The organism is Vibrio sp. D401a, from assembly GCF_030248515.1.
GTDB lineage: Bacteria > Pseudomonadota > Gammaproteobacteria > Enterobacterales > Vibrionaceae > Vibrio > Vibrio rotiferianus.
In genome coordinates this window covers 178,274-197,390 of sequence record NZ_JAHGAI010000043.1, presented here as the reverse complement: position 1 = coordinate 197,390, position 19,117 = coordinate 178,274, and the positions used below count along the sequence as shown (strand labels likewise).

At 45.3% G+C, this 19,117-nt stretch carries 17 protein-coding genes; 9 read left to right on the top strand and 8 right to left on the bottom strand.

The features are described from left to right. Nucleotide 1: 1 nt before the first annotated feature. Nucleotides 2–967 carry an electron transfer flavoprotein subunit alpha/FixB family protein gene (locus KIV41_RS18285; RefSeq protein WP_285337293.1) on the top strand — a complete coding sequence of 322 codons (966 nt, stop codon included), beginning with the start codon at nt 2–4 and terminating at the stop codon, nt 965–967. A gap of 128 nt (nt 968–1,095) precedes the next feature. Here the strand turns inward: KIV41_RS18285 and KIV41_RS18280 are convergent, their stop codons facing one another. The 3 genes from KIV41_RS18280 to pdhA are packed head-to-tail and all read right to left on the bottom strand — an operon-like array spanning nt 1,096 to nt 4,305. Further along, nucleotides 1,096–2,238 (bottom strand): dihydrolipoamide acetyltransferase family protein, encoded by a 1,143-nt coding sequence (locus tag KIV41_RS18280; protein ID WP_252042929.1) that lies wholly within the window; start codon nt 2,236–2,238, stop codon nt 1,096–1,098. Continuing rightward, a complete protein-coding gene (locus KIV41_RS18275; RefSeq protein WP_009696326.1) occupies nt 2,235–3,218 on the bottom strand; it encodes an alpha-ketoacid dehydrogenase subunit beta in 984 nt (327 codons plus the stop codon). Before KIV41_RS18275 ends, KIV41_RS18280 begins: the two co-directional genes overlap by 4 nt. Next, on the bottom strand, nt 3,211–4,305 hold the full coding sequence (pdhA, locus tag KIV41_RS18270) for a pyruvate dehydrogenase (acetyl-transferring) E1 component subunit alpha (protein WP_285337291.1): 1,095 nt from the start codon (nt 4,303–4,305) through the stop codon (nt 3,211–3,213). The genes KIV41_RS18275 and pdhA overlap by 8 nt, the downstream gene beginning before the upstream one ends. Before the next feature lie 637 nt (nt 4,306–4,942). Here pdhA and KIV41_RS18265 point away from each other — a divergent pair. The 6 genes from KIV41_RS18265 (at nt 4,943) to KIV41_RS18240 (ending at nt 10,785) form a co-directional block, all read left to right on the top strand. Further along, nucleotides 4,943–5,485 (top strand): NAD(P)H-dependent oxidoreductase, encoded by a 543-nt coding sequence (locus KIV41_RS18265; RefSeq protein WP_010452238.1) that lies wholly within the window; start codon nt 4,943–4,945, stop codon nt 5,483–5,485. A 6-nt stretch (nt 5,486–5,491) separates the two neighbouring features. Then, entirely contained in the window at nt 5,492–6,697 is a 1,206-nt protein-coding gene (locus tag KIV41_RS18260) for a NupC/NupG family nucleoside CNT transporter (protein ID WP_038886423.1), read from the top strand. 152 nt (nt 6,698–6,849) lie between these two features. Next, nucleotides 6,850–7,170 carry a DOPA 4,5-dioxygenase family protein gene (locus KIV41_RS18255; protein ID WP_010452236.1) on the top strand — a complete coding sequence of 107 codons (321 nt, stop codon included), beginning with the start codon at nt 6,850–6,852 and terminating at the stop codon, nt 7,168–7,170. Nucleotides 7,171–7,384: 214 nt separating this feature from the next. Next, complete coding sequence (locus KIV41_RS18250) at nt 7,385–8,005, top strand: hypothetical protein (RefSeq protein WP_038886420.1); 621 nt, start codon at nt 7,385–7,387, stop codon at nt 8,003–8,005. Nucleotides 8,006–8,121: 116 nt separating this feature from the next. After that, nucleotides 8,122–9,474 (top strand): molecular chaperone, encoded by a 1,353-nt coding sequence (gene yegD / locus KIV41_RS18245; RefSeq protein WP_010452234.1) that lies wholly within the window; start codon nt 8,122–8,124, stop codon nt 9,472–9,474. A 270-nt stretch (nt 9,475–9,744) separates the two neighbouring features. After that, nucleotides 9,745–10,785 carry a hypothetical protein gene (locus KIV41_RS18240; RefSeq protein WP_045386964.1) on the top strand — a complete coding sequence of 347 codons (1,041 nt, stop codon included), beginning with the start codon at nt 9,745–9,747 and terminating at the stop codon, nt 10,783–10,785. Nucleotides 10,786–10,942: 157 nt separating this feature from the next. Here the strand turns inward: KIV41_RS18240 and KIV41_RS18235 are convergent, their stop codons facing one another. Both KIV41_RS18235 and KIV41_RS18230 read right to left on the bottom strand, forming a co-directional pair. Next, nucleotides 10,943–11,278: a hypothetical protein gene (locus KIV41_RS18235; RefSeq protein ID WP_010452232.1), complete on the bottom strand. Its 336-nt coding sequence runs from the start codon at nt 11,276–11,278 to the stop codon at nt 10,943–10,945. A gap of 124 nt (nt 11,279–11,402) precedes the next feature. Then, nucleotides 11,403–12,626: a DUF5666 domain-containing protein gene (locus KIV41_RS18230; RefSeq protein ID WP_045386967.1), complete on the bottom strand. Its 1,224-nt coding sequence runs from the start codon at nt 12,624–12,626 to the stop codon at nt 11,403–11,405. Between the two features lie 90 nt (nt 12,627–12,716). On the opposite strand from KIV41_RS18230, the gene KIV41_RS18225 reads away from it, so the two are divergent. Both KIV41_RS18225 and KIV41_RS18220 read left to right on the top strand, forming a co-directional pair. Then, a complete protein-coding gene (locus tag KIV41_RS18225; RefSeq protein WP_038886411.1) occupies nt 12,717–13,385 on the top strand; it encodes a response regulator transcription factor in 669 nt (222 codons plus the stop codon). Beyond that, the gene (locus tag KIV41_RS18220; protein ID WP_045386969.1) at nt 13,357–14,598 is read left to right on the top strand and encodes a HAMP domain-containing sensor histidine kinase; all 1,242 of its coding nucleotides are present in this window, start codon (nt 13,357–13,359) and stop codon (nt 14,596–14,598) included. The genes KIV41_RS18225 and KIV41_RS18220 overlap by 29 nt, the downstream gene beginning before the upstream one ends. A gap of 159 nt (nt 14,599–14,757) precedes the next feature. On the opposite strand, the gene KIV41_RS18215 is transcribed toward KIV41_RS18220, so the two are convergent. The 3 genes from KIV41_RS18215 to KIV41_RS18205 all read right to left on the bottom strand — a co-directional run bounded on the left by KIV41_RS18215 (nt 14,758) and on the right by KIV41_RS18205 (nt 18,887). Beyond that, nucleotides 14,758–16,683 (bottom strand): TonB-dependent receptor domain-containing protein, encoded by a 1,926-nt coding sequence (locus KIV41_RS18215; RefSeq protein ID WP_285337288.1) that lies wholly within the window; start codon nt 16,681–16,683, stop codon nt 14,758–14,760. 108 nt (nt 16,684–16,791) lie between these two features. Next, nucleotides 16,792–18,132, bottom strand: a complete 1,341-nt coding sequence (locus KIV41_RS18210) for a sensor histidine kinase (RefSeq protein WP_285337286.1) — start codon at nt 18,130–18,132, stop codon at nt 16,792–16,794. Then, complete coding sequence (locus KIV41_RS18205; protein ID WP_285337285.1) at nt 18,129–18,887, bottom strand: response regulator transcription factor; 759 nt, start codon at nt 18,885–18,887, stop codon at nt 18,129–18,131. The genes KIV41_RS18210 and KIV41_RS18205 overlap by 4 nt, the downstream gene beginning before the upstream one ends. Between the last annotated feature and the right edge of the window lie 230 nt (nt 18,888–19,117).

Sequence of the window (19,117 nt, the reverse complement as noted above, 5' to 3'; positions counted from 1 at the left end):
CATGGAAAACAAACCGTTAGCAACCTTGGTCGTTGTAGAACACGATAACCAATCACTTTCAGCCGATACATTACGTGCGTTGAGCGCGGCTTCTCAAATTCAACAAAACGGTGCCTCTTTGCCTGTCACCGCCTTGTTAGTCGGACACCAGTTCAACTCGGTATTGAATGAGTTGAAGTGTGCAGAGGGCATCTCACAGATCATTACGATTGATACTGCTGAATATCAGCATGCATTGGCAGAAAACTTGTCTACCTTGATTGCCGAAGTTGGTCGGGACTATTCGCATATCCTAGCTCCCGCGAGTACCTTCGGCAAGAACCTGATGCCCCGTGTCGCTGCCTTATTGGATGTCGGGCAACTGTCAGATGTGATTGCAATTGAATCGCTCGATACGGCTGTTCGCCCCATCTATGCCGGTAACGCGTTAGCCAGAGTTCGTTCGGACGATGCTACCAAAGTGATGACGGTTCGAAGTTCAGCGTTTGACGCAATTGCTGTGTCTGATTCACCAGTAGTGGAGAATGTCGTGGCGTTAGAAACCGTCATTAAGGCAGAGCACAGTGAGTTTGTTTCACAGCAAAAAGCGGAAAGCGAAAGACCAGAACTACCGGCGGCAAACGTCGTGGTCTCTGGAGGTCGTGGATTAGGCAGCAAAGAGAATTTCGCGCTGGTGGAACAGCTTGCCGACAAGCTTGGGGGCGCAATTGGAGCATCGCGCGCTGCGGTAGACGCAGGCTTTGTCTCTAACGATTTGCAAGTTGGGCAAACGGGTAAGATTGTTGCGCCTCAACTGTACATTGCAGTGGGTATTTCTGGGGCGATTCAGCATTTGGCTGGGATGAAGGATTCCAAGGTGATTGTGGCGATCAACAGTGATCCTGAAGCGCCAATCTTCCAAGTCGCAGACTATGGTTTGGTTGGTGATTTGTTTGAGATTATGCCGGAGTTGTTGGATAAGGTTTAAGTTCGCTATTTTTCGGGCGTCATTCCCTAGAGCGAAGAATGAGGGAGTAGGGAATCTCTCTTTAAATTCATCCTCAAAACAAAAGGGCTTCCAATCGGAAGCCCTTTATTATTCATGACAAACGTTCTCTAAACACTCGGTTTTCTCAAATGCTCTGCCAGTACTTTTGTGAACCTTGCCGCTTCGCCGCCGGTACATGCTCGGTGGTCAAACGTAATCGACAGCGGCATGGCTTTCACTGCTACAGCTTGCCCGTCTCGAATTACAACCTTCTCAATGATTCGACCTGCACCGACAATAGCGACTTGTGGCGGCGTAACCACAGGCGTTGCGTAAATGCCTGCAATTGCGCCAAAGTTTGAAAGCGTAATGGTGGCGTGCTGCAACTGCTCACGACCAATCTTACGTTCACGTATGCCTTGTACGGTTTGGTCCAACCAACGGCGTACCTCTTGAGGCTCGTATTCATCAGCATGTCGCAGAACAGGCACGTATAAACCGTGTCGACTGTCTACGGCGATACCGATGTTCACCGTACTGTGGACACAACGCGTCATGGTTTCGGCATCAAACCACGCATTCATAGCAGGCTCTTCCTGACACGCATGTACAATCGCTTGGACCAGACGAATACTGATGTCTTCACCTTGCTTCCAGCCATCTAAGACAGCTTCCTCAGTAATGGTCACTGCCGCGACATTATGGTGGGATTCCGCCATGGTCGACACCATGGTTCGGCGTGCGCCTTTGAGTACTTCTGTACCGGGACGTTGTTTGCCTGCTTCATCGTAGATATCGGCATCGACGATCAAACCATCTGGGCCGCTGCCTTTGACCAAGTCTAAATCAACACCCAGTTTCTTCGCTAATAGGCGAGCAGAAGGAAGCGCAGTGATGAGGTTATCTGGCGATGGATTGTGTTCACCACCAATCCAGAAATCGTCTACATTTACGCTGTGTGCATGTTGGGATACATTACCAACCACCGTTGCTGCATCGGCAGTTTGTTTCTGCTCTGAGACGGTTTGTTCTGCTCCCGTTTCATCGATTTCCAGAAGTAGAGCACCAATGTTGATTACGTCGCCTTCTTCGCCATGACGACTCACGATACGGCCGCCATAAGGAGCAGGGACGTCTACGGTCGCCTTTGCGGTTTCGACAGTAAGCACCACTTGATCGAGCTTGACCATATCACCGACACTAATATGCCATTTCACAATTTCTGACTCAGCGAGACCTTCGCCGAGATCGGGTAAGTTAAACGTCTTCATTTCCAATCCTCCACGAGTTCGCGCGCGGCGAGCACAATGTCTTCTTCCTGAATCATGTAATAATCTTCGTTGCGGTAGTACGGCATGATGGTATCCATGCCCGTGACGCGTTTTGGTGGCGCTTTGAGTAGGCACATCGCATGTTCTGCGGTTCTGGCTAGCAGTTCTGAGCCGACACCACAGGTTTTACTTGCTTCATGTACCACCAAGAGGCGTCCGGTTTTCTCAAGTGAACGGAAGATGGTCGCGGTATCAATGGGTTTGATGCTGGCTAAATCAATCACCTCAACTTCGATGCCTTGATTGGACAGCGTTTGAGCCGCTTGCAGTGATTCGACAACACATGCTCCCCAAGTCACTAACGTAATGTCGCGACCTTTGCGAAGGGTAAAGCAAGTGTCGAGAGGTAGCGCTTCTCCGTTATCTACCACTTCAGATTTCACTGTGCGATAGATACGTTTTGGCTCAAAGAACATCACCGGATCGTTGCTACGAATTGCTGCTAGGAGCAAACCATAAGCGCGTTGCGGTGAGGAAGGAATCACAACCTTAAAGCCTGCTGTGTGAGCAAACAAAGCTTCCACACTTTCAGAATGGTGCTCTGGTGCATGAATACCGCCACCAAAGGGCGCGCGGAATACCGCAGGGCAGGTAAGTCGACCACGAGTACGGTTACGCATTCGCGCCGCATGGCACATTAAATGTTCTAATGCAGGAAAGACAAAGCCTTGGAATTGAAACTCTGCCACAGGTCGTAGACCTTGCGTTGCCATACCGACAGTGACACCGCCAATAAGCGCTTCAGCAAGAGGTGTGTCTATAACGCGCTTAAGACCGTACTTTTGCTTGAGTCCAACAGTGGCGCGGAATACACCGCCGTTGTCACCCACATCTTCGCCAAGGACGATGACATTCGGATCGTGTTCCATTTCATGGTGAAGCGCGAGGTTCACTGCTTCAACTAACGTGAGTTCAGCCATGTTTCCCTCCCTGCATTCGCATTGCTTTGTTGATTAGCTCATCCCTTTGCGCATGAAACTCTTGGGGTAGGGATTCATAAAGGAAATCGAAGCCCGTTTCAGGCGCTTGATTCGGCATGTTGAGATAACGTTCAACGGCGAGTTCAACTTGTTCTTTACAGTGGGTTTGCCACTCTTGCTCTTTCTCGTTATTCCAAACGCCTTGATTAGTGAGAAAGGTTTTAAGGCGACGAACGGGCTCATATTGCCAAGCCGTTTGAACCTCGTCCTCGTTACGATAGCGAGTCGCGTCGTCGGCGGTGGTGTGATCGCTCAGGCGGTAACTTATTGCTTCAATTAACGTTGCGCCTTTGCCTTTTCTGGCTCGTTCGAGGGCAGTCATTGTTGCATCAAACACCGCGACGACATCGTTGCCATCCACCGTAATACCGGGGATGCCAGCACCTTTGGCTTTCTCTGAGAGAAATTCCGCAGCACATTGCAAACTGCGCGGTACGGAGATCGCCCATTGGTTATTGTTCACCACAAAGACTAATGGGATGTTCCATGCGCCCGCACAGTTAATGGATTCAAGGAAGTCGCCTTTGGAAGTGCCGCCATCGCCGCACATCACCAAAGCCGCATCGTGATTGCCTTGGATTTTCAGTGCTGCTGCAACACCAACGGCATGGGTACACTGGGTTGCGATTGGGACGCAGAAGGGGAGGTCTTTGCTGGGGAAAGGGCTGCCTTCAGGAGCGAAGTCGCTGCCGCGTTCATCGCCTCCCCAGTATTGCAGGTTCTTTTCCATTCCTATGCCACGACACCACATGGCGGGCATGTCGCGATAATAAGGAACAAACACATCACTGGCTTTTAGCGCTCTGCCTACCGCTATCCCAACGGCTTCCGAGCCAAGGTGTGATGGGTAGGTGCCTAATTTACCAGTGCGTTGCAGGGCAACGGCTTTGTTATCGTAGGTGCGAGTTAATACCATGTCTTGGTAAAACCCGACCAATGTTTCGAGATCAGCCCAGTTGGGTAGTTGGCTGACGAGGTTCCCATCATGGTCGATAAACCGATGCATGGGTAATGCCTGAACGTTCATCTCAAGCTCCTTTTGACGCTGCGGGTCTTTTGGACTGCAGCTGCTCATTATTTCGATCTCAGCCTGTATGGGTACTCAGGCTTTGATATCAGCGCAAAAGGTCATACCTAGGATTGCAGTTGTTTTGATAGTTATCGACGCTTTTGGTGCTCGTCTCTCTAACAAAAGTGTGTTCTGGTAAAACACAAGGCGTCATTTATTACTGCTGTTTACACCGCCTAATCCAGTGATGAATCTTGGTATAACCAGATACAGTAAGTGTAAACAAATTGTTAAATTGTGCTTTGATTTGAGTTATCTTCATCAGTAAAGTTTCGCTTACACCGCACTTTTCTAGGATAAACACTGCTTTTTAGAATTTTACGTTTTCAAAGTTGAAGGGATTCACTGAGCTTGACATGAAAATTGTAATAAAATTGTGTTGTGAAATTTCACAGAGGATTCGTTTTAATCTGCAGGGTTTATGTAAGAACTTTTGAGCTCTCTCGTCAAGGGAGGGACATTTGTCCTCTAGATTTCGCCAAGACGGCGTTACCATAAACACGAAAATTATCAATACATCAGAAAGGTGCTTTGCTCTTCCTTGTTCTTACTGGCAGTGGGAAAATGAGCGCACTAATAATTATAGGGCAACGCCATGAACGTACTCGTTATTAATGGTCATCCAAATTTGGACCGTTCTTACGCAAACTCTGAAATCCTATCCCATTTCTCTCAGAACACGAGTTGGCAGATTGCAAATGCCACAGATTTTACTGGAGATATAAAATCTGAGCAGCAACGTCTTCTTAGTTCTGATCTGGTTGTTATTCAGTTCCCACTTTACTGGAGTACGTTTCCATCAGTATTAAAAGAGTGGATCGATCAAGTATTTACCTATGGATTTGCTTTTGGCCCAAATGGAAGCCAGTTAAAAAACAAAAAAGTGTTGTTTTCAATCACGGCCGGGGCGACAGCAGAATCATACTCTGAATCTGGTTTTAACTTTATGCCTCTAGAGTGTTATCAGCGAGCGTTTGAACATGCATTTAAAGCTGCTGAAATGAATATTGTCGACACCGTCGTTACATTTGAAATGAATGCCATTCCAGAGGAAGGTGGTGATGTAGAAAAAACCATCGAGTTAGCTCACCAGCACGCAAGTCAGGTTATCAAAGTCGTAGATTCTCACAACGGATAAAACATTATGCTTCAGTCATTACTTGGTATCGCCGTATTACTCGGTGTGGGCTTCCTATGCTCAGAAAACAGAAAACAAATTAGTTGGCGTGCGGTTTCTGGCGCGTTTGGAATCATCTTGGTTGTTGCGGGCTTTGTGTTGGCAACAGATATTGGTGCAGATGTATTGCTATCAGTGTCTAGTGCAGTCGGCAAGGTGTTTAGCTATGGCACGGAAGGCATTAAGTTTGCGTTTGGTAGCTTAGTGAACTTCAGCGTTGATGGTATAGGGTTTATTTGGGCGCTACAGGTTCTTCCACAAATCATTTTCACAGCGTCACTGACCTCCCTTCTTTACTACTTAGGCATCATGCAGTGGTTCGTTCGAATCATTGGTGGTGGATTGCAGCGAGTGCTGGGAACATCTCGTGCAGAGTCAATGAACGCCGCTGGTAACATTGTATTAGGTCAAACAGAAGCTCCGTTGCTGGTGAAGCCATACCATCGCGTACTAACACGAGCACAGATCTTCGCTATTATGGTGGGTGGCTTGTCGTCTATTGCAGGCTCAATTCTGGCAGGTCTTGCAGGCATGGGTGTTGATCTCAATTACTTAATCATGGCGTGTTTTATGTCTGCACCCGCAGGATTGATGTTCGCAAAGTTGATCATCCCTGAGACAGAAGAAACGATCGATGAAGTGCCAGAACTGCCAGATAATGAAAAGCCGACGAGCTTTATTGATGCGGTAGCGAAGGGCGCGATCGCAGGCACCTCGATTGCGGCAATTGTGGGTGCGGTCATTATCTCATGTATTGGCTTAATGGCGATGTTAAATGGCGGCTTGGGTGCGATAGGAGAGTTCTTTGGGTTTAATGGCTTAACGGTTGATGTCATCCTTGGCGTTCTATTCTCTCCTGTTGCTTGGCTGATTGGTGTTCCTTGGGGCGAAGCCATGAGTGCAGGGGCATTTTTGGGCCAGAAAATTGCCCTTAATGAGTTCGTTGCGTTCGCAAGTATGGGTGGGGTAGAACTGAGCGATCGTACAACAGCGATCATGACCATTGCTTTATGTGGCTTTGCTAACATTGGCTCGGTTGCAATGGTTTGTGGTGCACTAAGCAGCATGATCCCAGATAGAGCGGGTGTTATCGGTAAGCTAGGCATGAAAGTACTACTTGCTGCAACTCTTGCAAACCTGATGAACGCTGCAATTGTTGGTTTGTTCGTTTAGACATTTAAAATTGAGTCGAGTTGCTCTAAAACGCCACCTTGTATTATTTACGGGTGGCGTTTTTTATTGGTTATGTTATACCGATGTTTCTTGGGTGCTAAGCGATGCACTTAGGGGTATTTACCTAAAACGAACAACCAGTTGGAGAGACGATGTATCACGCTCATATCTATTATCCTTTAATCCATGAACAGAAAGCGCAGCAACTGAGTGACCTCATCCGCGAGCAAAGACAAGATGTACTTCGAGTATTCCCGCTGGTGAACAGACTTGTAGGTCCTCATAAAATGCCTATGTTTGAACTACACATGGAGTCGGTAAGCGATGAGTTTGTATCGTGGTTAGATGCACATCGTGGCGACTTCTCCGTGTTAATTCATCCCGTCAGTGAAGAAGAGCTTATTGATCATACTGTTCGCGCCATATGGCTTGGCCGTGAGCTTGGTATTTTTGAAGATAAGTTAGACGCTTAAGCGGTAAAGTCTCCCTCTCTCGGTAAGCGTGCTTAAGCAATGTGTGCTAAACCTAAATATGAGGCGGTAGTTATTTTGCCACCTCATAAATAGAGATAATCATTAGTGCTTAATCAGGCGTTAAGGTTAATTTAACTCTTAATTTTTAGGGAAGTGCAGTTTACGACCCCAACGCTATTGGCAATGAAAGTGACGTTTTCTGAGGGGGAGGGGTATGCTAACACTACTTCTAGTCGTACTTGCACTTTATATCTTTTGGTTACTGTTTAGGAATGGACCAGCCTTTGCTGAGCATGAGCCCAAGAGTGATAAAAGCTGGGTTGGGCCAACAAGCAACATAGAAGAGTGGCGCGGCTATTGTCATAATGTTGTCCAACCGTTTAGTTCTCAAACGTCGTTTTATGCCATTGCCTACTTTGCGAATTTTGTTGCTGCCGCGAATGCGATTTCATGGTCTACGGTCTACGAAGGGGATTACCCAGTTATCATAAGTCGTTTTGGCAGCTATTTTATCCTGTCAACACATGATGCGTTGCTTACCTCAGGCTTTGTTGCATTAGCTATTTTTATTATCAATTGGCAACTTGCTGTTCATTGTGCAGGTATTCTTAGCCAGTTCCTTGTAAGAGTCTTAATTATTAATCGCACACGCTTTGTCGCGATTAGTCTGGTGTTTTGCAGTTATTTTGCTTACCTACTGACCGTCGGTATCTTTTGGTTGTTTCAAGAACGTTATTCTATTTGGGATGGTCTAAAACTATCCCCGGTATTTCTCATTCTGGCGCTTTTGCTTGCGTTTGGTTTACCCTCAATGAAGCGTAAGCCTTCCAAATAAATGATGAAGTTGCAGAGAATTAAAGGGGAGTGGACAGGAAGCGGAGCTATTCGCCTGTAGCATTTGTATTAGCATTGATGTAGCATTGCCGACCTTTTTCGTCAGTGGGAGGATTTATGTACATCGGCTTTGACTACGGCACCGCAAACTGTTCGGTGGCGAAAATGGAACAGGGTGAGCCTAAGTTGCTCAAGCTTGAGGGAGCGAATCCCTACATTCCTTCCACCCTTTCTGCACCGACTCGTGAGTCGGTTTCTGAACACCTTTTCCGACATCGAGACATCAAGCCTTTTGATCAGGTCGGGGAGCAGGTGTTACGTCGTGCAATTAACTTCAATCGTGAAGAAAGCATAGATCTTGAACTTGAAGATATGGCTTTTGGTCAAGCTGCATTAGAGCGTTATCTTGCAGATCCTCAAGACATTTATTATGTGAAATCGCCAAAATCATTTTTGGGCGCATCGGGTTTACGCGACGTACAGCTCAGTTTTTTTGAGGACTTAGTATGTGCCATGATGGATAACATTAAGTCTCAGGCTGAGAACGATGCACAACAGTCAATTACTGATGCTGTGATTGGTCGTCCAATAAACTTCCACGGCCGTGGAGGAGAGGCTGCCAATATTCAAGCTGAAAATATCCTGTTACGTGCGGCGAAACGAGCTGGTTTTCGGAATGTTGAGTTTCAGTTTGAACCAGTTGCTGCTGGTCTGGAATATGAAGCTACGCTTACTGAAGACAAAACTGTTTTAGTGGTCGATATTGGCGGGGGTACTACAGACTGTTCACTTATCCAAATGGGCCCATCTTGGCGCGGAAAGGCTGATCGTACAGCAAGCTTGTTATCACATAGTGGGCAACGTATTGGTGGAAATGACTTAGACATTGCGTTGGCGTTTAAAAAGCTGATGTTCCCATTTGGTATGGAAAGCAAGATGGAGTCAGGAATTGTTATGCCAACGACTCAGTTCTGGAACCCAATTGCGATTAACAATGTTGAAGCTCAAAATGACTTCTACTCGCGTGAAAATCTAGCCGCGCTGAAACTGCTCCACAAACAAGCGCAAGAGCCACAAAAGCTTGCTCGTTTATTGGAGGTCTACCATGAATCGCTAGGTTACAACATTGTCCGCCGAGCAGAAGAGGCAAAGGTTGCTTTGTCTGAAGAGCCATCCTATCGAGCTGGCATTAATTTGCTATCTGAGCTGATTGAAGTTGATGTGTTACGTGATGAGATGATTGACGCTATTGAGTCTCCAAAAACAAAAATGACTGAGCTTGTAGCAGAAGCAGTAAACCTCGCAGGGGTAACTCCAGATGCAATCTTCATGACCGGGGGATCGGCACGCTCGCCAATATTGCGTGAAGCAGTACAAACCGTGTTGCCAAATATTCCTGTTGTTAGTGGCAACTACTTCGGTTCCGTAACCGCAGGTTTGGCGCGTTGGGCTGACGTTTGTTTTAAGTAGTTACTTCTTACTTCCTTTCTATGCAAACGCCTCGCTTCTTTGAGGCGTTTCTATTTCTTGTAAATGGCACACATTTCCCTAAAAGGGTGGCTGCACATTATCCTTAATTTGTTGGTAAATAGTGCAAAGTGAATAACTAATCTTCGGTTGGTTCTCGTTTACTGAATTATGACAGTAATTTCGTTTAGGATACGTTACTCTCTCGCACCTTTATATCGCTCGTAGCGCCCGAAAAATAAGGGCTCTGCGGAAAAATAAGAATTTCTGATAATGAAATACGAACAACAAATCGGATATCGATATCCTAAAGGTCGATTTGCGATGGTGAGTGTTTACGCGTTCACTGGTGCAGCCATTTTAGCATCGACCATTTTTTCTCTTCTCTTGTTTTTGTCTATTGATGAAAACCCGATGATGCAAGCATTGTTTGGCGGTTTGGCAATTATCTTTGAAGCGGGTAAGTTCTACGCTTGGTATGAATATGGGGAGCGTAGAGCACACAGGAATTTTTCTGGTGCCCTGACTGCTTTAGTCTTTTATCTGGTACTTGCTGCTATTTCGATTGGAGGCAGTATTGGTGGTATTAACAGTGCGACTAATACAGCGCAAAGTCATATATCGGTAGAGCAAGCAAAAGTAGACGCGTACAACCGTCAAATCGCTTCGATAGATCAGCAGATTGAATTGAATAATTTGGCTGCTGAGAAATATATTCAGATGGAACGTATCGCAACAGGTGTTGCGCGCATTCAAGAGCAAAACAATAAGCTGCGTGAAGAGCAACAGCGATTAGCTACAGAGCGTGACAGCTTGCCTCCAGTCGCACAAGGCTCAGTGATTGGTTTGATTGACAGCTTGGCAAAAGCATTTGGTACGACATCATCACAAGCGCAGTTGGGCTTAGTTGTGTTCTTGTCTATCTTGTTGGATTTTTTTGCAGCGTTCTTTGTTGGCTTGATTGGTGAGGAACAACGTTTCCGCCATTATTTCAGACGTTATAATGGAGTTACTCTGGAAGCTATAAAAGACATTGAACCAGAACCAGCGGGATATTTGCCTCACATTAAAGAAGAGGGTGAATCTGAAGCGAACGATTCACTAGAGCCAGAAGAGCCAAAAACACTATTAGAGCAGGTGAGTGAATCACTTAAGAATCAACAAATTACGTGTACCAAGAAGGCTGTAGCGAAACATTTCAGACTCTCAGCTGAAGAAGTCGATAAGGTGTTTGAAGAGCTAAGCGAACTCGGTTTAGTCGGAAAGAAAGCCAATCACCATTATCATTGGATTGGTCAGGCTGAAGCGGCTTAAGCACCGTGAATTAAGAATGAGAGAGCGTCCAGATGGACGCTCTTTTTTGTTTATTTTAAACCGATATTCACCCAGCCTATTCATATCGTTCTGAGATTAATCCGAGATGACCTTCTTGGTGGTGTTTTGAAGCGGTTTCTTTTGTCATTTCAGAAGATTAGTCGTTGGCGAGGTCAATTTCTCTTGCGATATTCTGATCATTCATTACAACGCCATCGACCTCAATGGTTGCACCATCTAAGTTGGCTTCCTGAATACCATCAAGTTGAGTGTTGGTATCAATCAGCACGGTTTTGGTCTGGAATTCTGGCCCGTGGTCATTTTGACAGGCAAGGACAAAAGTTCGGGAGCTGGCATCGTAGCTGTTTACTAAGCCTGTACACTCAAAAGATTCTAATCTCTCAGGCGTATCATTGTTATCTGTTGCAGCAAAGCTGCTTGCTGAAGCAAAAGCGCCGAAAAGCATAATTAAAGGCAGTGTCATTTTACGCATTATTATTCCCTCATTTGGTCATACGTATCTGTATTAAAGATTGAAAAGAAAAGTTGATACGAGTAAGAGGGAGAAGCACCACGGGCGCAGTGCTTCTGGTTGTGTTTTTGGGCTTAGTGGCTTTTTAATCCTCGGCTTCCCAAGGTTCAATCTCAAGTGCAACATTAGTGTTGTTGATGATAGTACCTTCCACTTCTACGTGTTTATTGGCGATGTTTGAAAACGACAGACCATCTTCATACATTGTTTTGCCATTCACGACCACGCTTGAGTTATCTATGGTTTGGTTTAGGTCATTCCAACAGTGGTCGATATCGAAAGTTGCTTTATCCACACCGTTTACTTTGTAGTTGGATACCCAGCCAGAACATTCAAACTCATTAACGTTCCAGTCATCATCGTTATCGTCTGCCCAGTCTGGTTTCTCAAATTCTACGTGAGTTGCAACAGGTGTGTTTGCGGTTCCCAATACAGAGGTGACTTCAATCTCAGCACCTACTGCCAAGTTTGAAATCAACGACGGATTACAAGGTGCGTCATCATCACTTTGGAAGCAGGTTTTGCTATCAATTACAAATGTACCACGGTAGTTCAGTTCAAATGCACTCTGGTCTTGGTTTACCCAAGTAACGATACCTTCAACATCATTATCACCAGCTAATTGGTTGTAGTTTTCAATCTCTACATAAGAAGCATCGAAGACATTTCCATTGAAAGAACCTTCCGCTTCAACCCATTGACCTACTTGTAGGTCTGCAATGCGGTCATAAGCGACGGTGACATTTGCGCCAAGTTTGAACTCTTTCTTATTGAGATCAATGCTTGTAATGCGACCTTCGATTTCATCTTTTTCAGAAAAATCGGAGTCAAATTTCACTACTGAAAGAACTTTATATTGGTCGTTCGCTGCAGGTAGAGAAGAAACCATTACCCAGTCACCACTTTCGATATCTGACTTATTAAGTTCTGGATAGACGAGCTCAAAACCGTTAATGGTGAACTTGCCAGTGGTTTTATCAATGATCTGAATGTGACCCGTCATGGTTGGCTCTAGTGTGACAATTACGGGTGCGTTAGAGGATTTTTCTTTGCCAGAACCGACTTGTACCATCATATTAGGCTTAATCGAAGCCAGGTTGGTTTGCTTCCCGCCATACATCACTTCTGATACGCGGTAAGTGTAACCATTTACGGTGATTGAATCGTTTTCACTGTTCACAGACTCTACCGTACCGATAGCGGTACTCGGTTTTGCAGTAGGCTGGGTAGAAGAGTTACTGCTGTCTCCCGAACCACCACAACCTGATAATACCAACCCCACTGCTGCTACAAGCGCTAATTTTTTCATTATTTGGACCTATTTTTGAAAGCTTCTTTATGAATTTGGTTGTATCTTATGGCGCGTATTGTGAAGTGATCGTGAAGAAACGTGAGCCCTATGAAAATTTTAATTGTCGACGATAATCACAATGTCTCAGAGACCATTGCTGATTATTTGGAACTCGAGGGAATGACTATTGATTGCGCATACCATGGAGAGGCGGCGCTAAATCTAATCCGAGATAATCATTACGATGTCATCATTATGGACATCATGATGCCGAAGCTTGATGGCATCAGTACGGTCGAGAAACTTCGTTGTGAATTCTTGTGCGGTACACCCATTCTATTCTTAACTGCGAAAGATACCTTAGACGATAAAGTGGCAGCATTTAATGCGGGTGGCGATGACTATTTGATGAAGCCTTTTGCCATGCAAGAGCTGAGCTTAAGAGTTCATGCATTGGCTAATAGAGGGCCTAGGCAAGATATCGGCACTCTAAAATTTGCGGACATAGCGCTGGATGTGAGGACTGATGAAGTCACCCGAATGGGCAAATACATTAAACTGAGTCGTATCCAAACGACCATTCTTAAATTACTGCTTAAGCGTGCCCCTGCCGCGGTATCGCGTTCAGAAGTTATTGATAACGTATGGGGTGATGAGCCGCCTGGTAGTGATGCATTAAGAAGCCATATTTACGGTTTGAGAACGGCACTTGATAAAGGTTTTGATGATTCCAGATTAGAGACAATTCATGGACAAGGCTACCGACTCAAAGCATAAAGAATATCCGAGCATATATCGTAAAATCCGTTGGGGCTTTGGCTTAATGACCTTTGCAATGTTTACATTGTTTTGGTCATTGATTTACGTTGCTGAAAATAAGCTTGAAGTATTGAGTCTACACCACTGGCTTGATACTGAAGTTGAACTCTACAAAGACAATTACCAAAAAATGGGCTGGGATGCACCGCTACCTAATGTAATGGAGTTTGATACCTATTGGAGTGAAGCTCCCACACCAAGTTGGTTATTATCGTTTAAGTTCCCTGGGTTTTATGAGTATTTGCTAGGCGATGAAGACAAGCACTTTGTGGTGTTTGACCATCCTTCAGGAAAAGGGGTGATGTACATTGTTTTTCAAGATGACTCCGATGATTATCTTGATGAATACGAAAGCTCGTTACATCAATTTACCTTCCTGTTAGGCGGGGTGTTTTCAATAATCATGGTGGGATATGGCGTTTATATGGTGCGCATTCTGTCTCGTCCACTGACTAAGATTGAAGATAAAATTGCTTATATGCCGCCAGATCAGCCAATGTTTGAAGTGGATACCAATTTTAGCGAAACACGCCATATAGAACAGACACTACTGGACAGTAAGAATGAAATCGCGGGTTATTTTCGCCGTGAGCAGGAGTTCAGCCGTTTTGCATCGCATGAGTTGCGTACCCCAATCATGGTAATCAAAGGCTCTGCTGATATTCTCAGTCGGGTACCAGAGCAGCCGCGGGTGGCACAGAAAGCAATAACACGAATGCAGTCGGCTGGTGAAGAAATGCGAGTGCTGACAGAGGCGTTCCTTTTACTAGGCAAAGAGAAAATTGAGCCACAACATTACGGCGACCATGAATTGCTCTCATGCCTTAATAGACAGTTGGATGAGCTAGCCCCTCTGTTTGCTAAACAAGGTGCGGAGTATCAGCTAAAAGAGAGCGCCAGTGGTGTAGCACATGCTCCGGAAAGCTTTGTCACCATTGTGATTAATAACCTGATTAAGAACGCGTTCAGCTACAGTGTGGGTGACATCGAGATCGAGCTAGATAGTACAGAGTTAGTTGTGACAAATCGTCACGATGGCAATGAAACATACAACGCTGGATATGGGTGTGGCTTAGTGATTGTGCAGCGTATCTGTGAGCGAATGGATTGGCACTTTGAGCTAGAAGACGATGGAGTTAGGTTTACCGCGAGAGTGGGCTTTGTTTCCTAACTTATCCTTTAATTGTACTCCTTTCAACTCAGGTCTATAAATCTGGGTGACCCTATCTTGACGTATAAAGAGAATGCGCGTTCATAACCCAAAAAAATGATGCCGCTAACTTATCTTAGCGGCATTAAGAGGGTAACCTCTCCTTTTTATTCTTCGCTCTTAAAATGCATAGGTAATATTGAATCGGAAATCACGCCCCGGGCTCGCATAACCTTGTGCTACTGGGCTTCCGATGTATGCCATGTATGAGGCATGGTCGAAGTAGTACTTATCAAAGACGTTCTTCACCGATAGGGTTAAGGACAGTTCTTCATCAGCTAGTGGCATCCAGTATGCGTAAACATCGTGCACACCATAGCCTGGCTTTTCTGGGTGAACGGCTGGATCCGCTACATCGGTCAAGCGTTCAACAAATCGTGCGTTCCAGCCAAACTCAAGGGTTTCCATTGGTTGGTAGATCAAATCAAGCACCCAAGTATCACCAATCGATGTTCCTAATGTAGAGTCTTCATCTGAAAGCGGAGTACCGTTTAGCTCTGGACGGGATTGGTTGTAACTCAGTCGGGCAGACACATCAGTAATCGCATAACCTAAGTAAGCGGTAATACCTTGGTTATCTAAATCACCCACATTGGTGTAAACCGCACCTTGGTTTGTTACCACGTCTTTGATGGTGCTATCGAAGAAGGTGACGCCAGCAAAGAAATCATCGTATTGGTAATTTGCCCCCAGCTCTAAGTTACGTGCTTCTTCAGGCTTACGGTTTGGGTCGTTTTCGCGGTAGTCGATAACAAACAGTTCTTTGATTTGTTGACCACGGAATGCTTCTGCATAACTAGCAAATAGGTTCAAACCTTCCAACGCATAGTAATTAATACCCACGTTAGGGCTAAAGCCGCTCGAATCAAAATCTTGATCCATGTTATCAGTAAGCTCATACCAGTCATAACGAGCTCCCGCGGTAAGGATGATGGTTTCTGTTAGCATCCAATCATCTTGGACAAACAGACCATAGACTGTGCCTTTTTCTTCATCATCCTTTTTTCCGGCGTAGTTGGTTTCAAACTCAGATTTGTCTTTCTTGTAATCCAAGCCATAGACCAAGGTGTGGTCGGTAAATTTACTCGTGTTGAAGATCTTTACGCCAGTAGTCTGGATCGAACCATCACTGGTGCCCCAACGAGGATGATCTTTATGGGCTAAGCGGCTATCGGTGTAGTAGAAAGTCGTGTCTAAATTAAATAGTTCGCTTGCTGCGTATTTGTGATTCAGAGTAAAAGTAGAACGATCGGTTTCTTGGTCGAGAGGCGCGTTTTTAAAGCTTGGCTGGAAGTGAGGGCGATTTAAACGTCGACCATCATCATTGCGGTAATCGTAACTGACAGATAAGTAATGTTCGTCATTCAACTGACCGGATAGTTTGAGCAATGCGATTTGCTGTTCTAACGCAGTGTATGGTTGTTCCTGACCTTTGCCGTCTTCGATGTTATCACCGTCGACGTAACCAAATGAAGCCAGAAGACCAAGCTGATCAGCGACTTCTCCGTATAAACTTGCTGAAACCTTGTAACCCTTATTATTGGTGTAATAACCGCCCTTTAGCATCGCACCATAGGTCTCACCCGCGGCAAGAAGATCATGTGCGTCTTTAGTGGTGAACTTAATCGCGCCACCCAAGGCTCCAGGACCATCTGTTGCTCGACCTGTACCTGCACTCACATCAACTTGCTTGAGAAGTTCAGGTTCAATAGAGAGTCGACCTTGATGGTGGAATAGGTTACCGGATTGCTCCGCACCGTCGATAGATACATTCAACATGGTATCTTCCAGACCACGGACATAGACCTTTTGAGAAACGCCAGAAGAGCCACCGACGCTAACTTCTGCATCTTTACGGAAAATGTCGTTCAAGTCTTGCGCTTGGGATTTAGCGAGCTGATCGGAATCGATTGTGATATCGACGCCTTCAGGCGTGTGCCCAGTAACTTCGACAATTTCGATATCATCCTTGGCGTATGTCGCTTGTGATGCAACCAAAAGCGCGATGGTAAGTGGGCTTAGCTTAAATACGGTTGAAGCAGACACCGTAACCTCCATTGTTAATGAGAATTATTATCGAGTGAGATTTTGGTGATTCTTACACTCTGAGTAAACGACTTTTACAACTGTTACAATCCTTGCAGTGAGCTGGAGTTAGCGTCGTTTAGGTAATGAAATATCCATCGTCAATCCCTTTGGTTCTGCGTTGTAAGCGGTGATCTTGCCGCCTACTGCTTCGATGTGGCGCTTGGCGAGCGCAAGACCTACACCAAAGCCTTTTCGGGATGTGACTTGGTTATTTGCTTTAAAGAAGGGTTTGAAGATTTGTCGATACAGACTAGGGTCGATACCCAGACCTGAATCAGTAATCAAGATTTGATAATGATTGGATTTGGTGAGAACACGAATGTCTAACGTTTCTTTTGTTTGTGTGTATCGCAGACCGTTACGAATGATGTTCTCCAAAGATTGGCTGAGCGCCATTTGGTTCGAATCTTGTAGAGGAAGAGAATGATCTTGCAGCAATGAAACCTGTTTATCCGGGTATTCAAAACGCGCATCTTCTACGATGATTTCAATTAGCTCGGCGAGATCAAACGACTCGGTTCTTAAGTTTGGTTGCTCATTTTCAATCCACGCAAGGGTCAGTGTGTCTTCGGCGGTCGCTCGCATTTTTTGAGTATCGCTTTTGATTCGTTCTAGCATTTGCTCGCGTTCGATATTTTTATCTACGCAGTCAATTGCCATCTCAATTCGAGCGAGTGGGGTACGTATCTCATGTGACATGTCCGCAATAAGGTTGCGGTTGTGCTGAATCACATCTGACGTTCGTTCCGCCATTTTGTCGAAAGTACGAGCGACTTGGCTAATCTCGTCGCTGCCTAGTTTCATTGTATGCCCAATACGAGCAGAGTAATCGCCCTGACTGAAGGCTTGGCTGGCACGATGAAACTGCTGTAAGGGGCGCATAACATAGCGGTACAAATACACAGTAAGTGCTAGTAGAGAAAGAAAGGGAATCACAAAGCGAAACAACCAAAACGCGTGAGACATGTAGGTTCCCGGTCGCATTCGATCTGGTAGCAGAATCAAAAAGTGGTATCCGAATGGAGAGAGTGGGACTTCCATAATTGGGTTGTCTGGGAAATCGAGGTGAATCTTCCACTCTACACTTCGACCAATTCCATAACCTTGCCAAAAACGTTGGTTGAGCGGGTTCCCTCCTTTCACGTCAAGATGGGATTGCAACACGGTTGCCCAAGTTGATTCTTTGATAGCAAGCTCTTCTAGCCATACATCAAGCCCGTGCCAATCTTGTTGGTCAATGAAGGTTTGTGCGGTATTGCCCCAATCTAAAATTTGTTGACGATGAGACTTCTTTAAATAGCTCATTTTCTCGTTAGAGAGGATGGCAGCACTATGAATCAGAGAGAAAAAGATCACCACTCCGAGGGATAAGACGATAAATAGCCGCCAAAACAGCATTTTTTTCATTTAAAAATGTATCCCTTGCCATGAACGGTTTGGATGCGATCGTTAGACATTCCCTCTGCGATGAGGCGCTTGCGTACTCGGCTTAAGTGCATATCAAGAGCACGGTCGTATTGGCTGAACTGACGCTCTAGAACGGTTTGATAGAGAAAGGGTTTACTTAATACTTCACCGCGATGTTCGATTAAAGTCCAAAGTAACTTGAACTGAATCGGTGTGAGTTGAACAGGTTCCATTTCTGGGCGGTAATGAAGCGTAACGGAATGCGTCTGCTTACTGAGAAGAAGCTCTCTATCACTGAGTTTTGTAGCAGAGTTAGGTTGTTGAATCAGTTGGGTTCGGCGCAGTATCGATTCTACACGCAAGCTAACCTCGGTGAAGTTACAGGGTTTAGTAATGTAATCATCAGCACCACATTTAAGACCTTGAATCCGATATTCTTCCGCACCGTAAGCGGTGAGCATGACAACGGGGGTTTGCGACTGCGATCGAATCACATTGAGCACTTCAAATCCATCAAGGTTAGGTAGGTTCACATCTAAAATCACCAAGTCGAACGTTTGTTGATGAAATGCGCTTACTCCATCGTCACCACTGTACATAGAACTCACGTTGTAACCTTGCTCTTTGAGTAGTTCTGTGAGTTGAAGGTTGAGGTCGGGATCATCTTCAACTAACAAAATAGAAGGAGCAGTTGAGGGAGCACTAGAAGACCAGTTTTGATGAGAAGTGCTAGTGGCTGACGTTGGACTGAACATGTTGATGCATTACTCATTACTTGATAATGCGAACTATTATCAAAAATCAACTGGTGAAAATCAATGTGCTGAATGAGAAAGCTATCAGTTATTAGTAATAGAGCGTCAAAGTGCGACCTAATTAGAAGTTTCGTTATCTGAGAGGGAGGTGATGCGAACGTGTGATATAGGGCGGTCAATTAGTAAAGAACAAGCGACCAACGGCTAAAAGTGAAAAAAGAAAACCCACC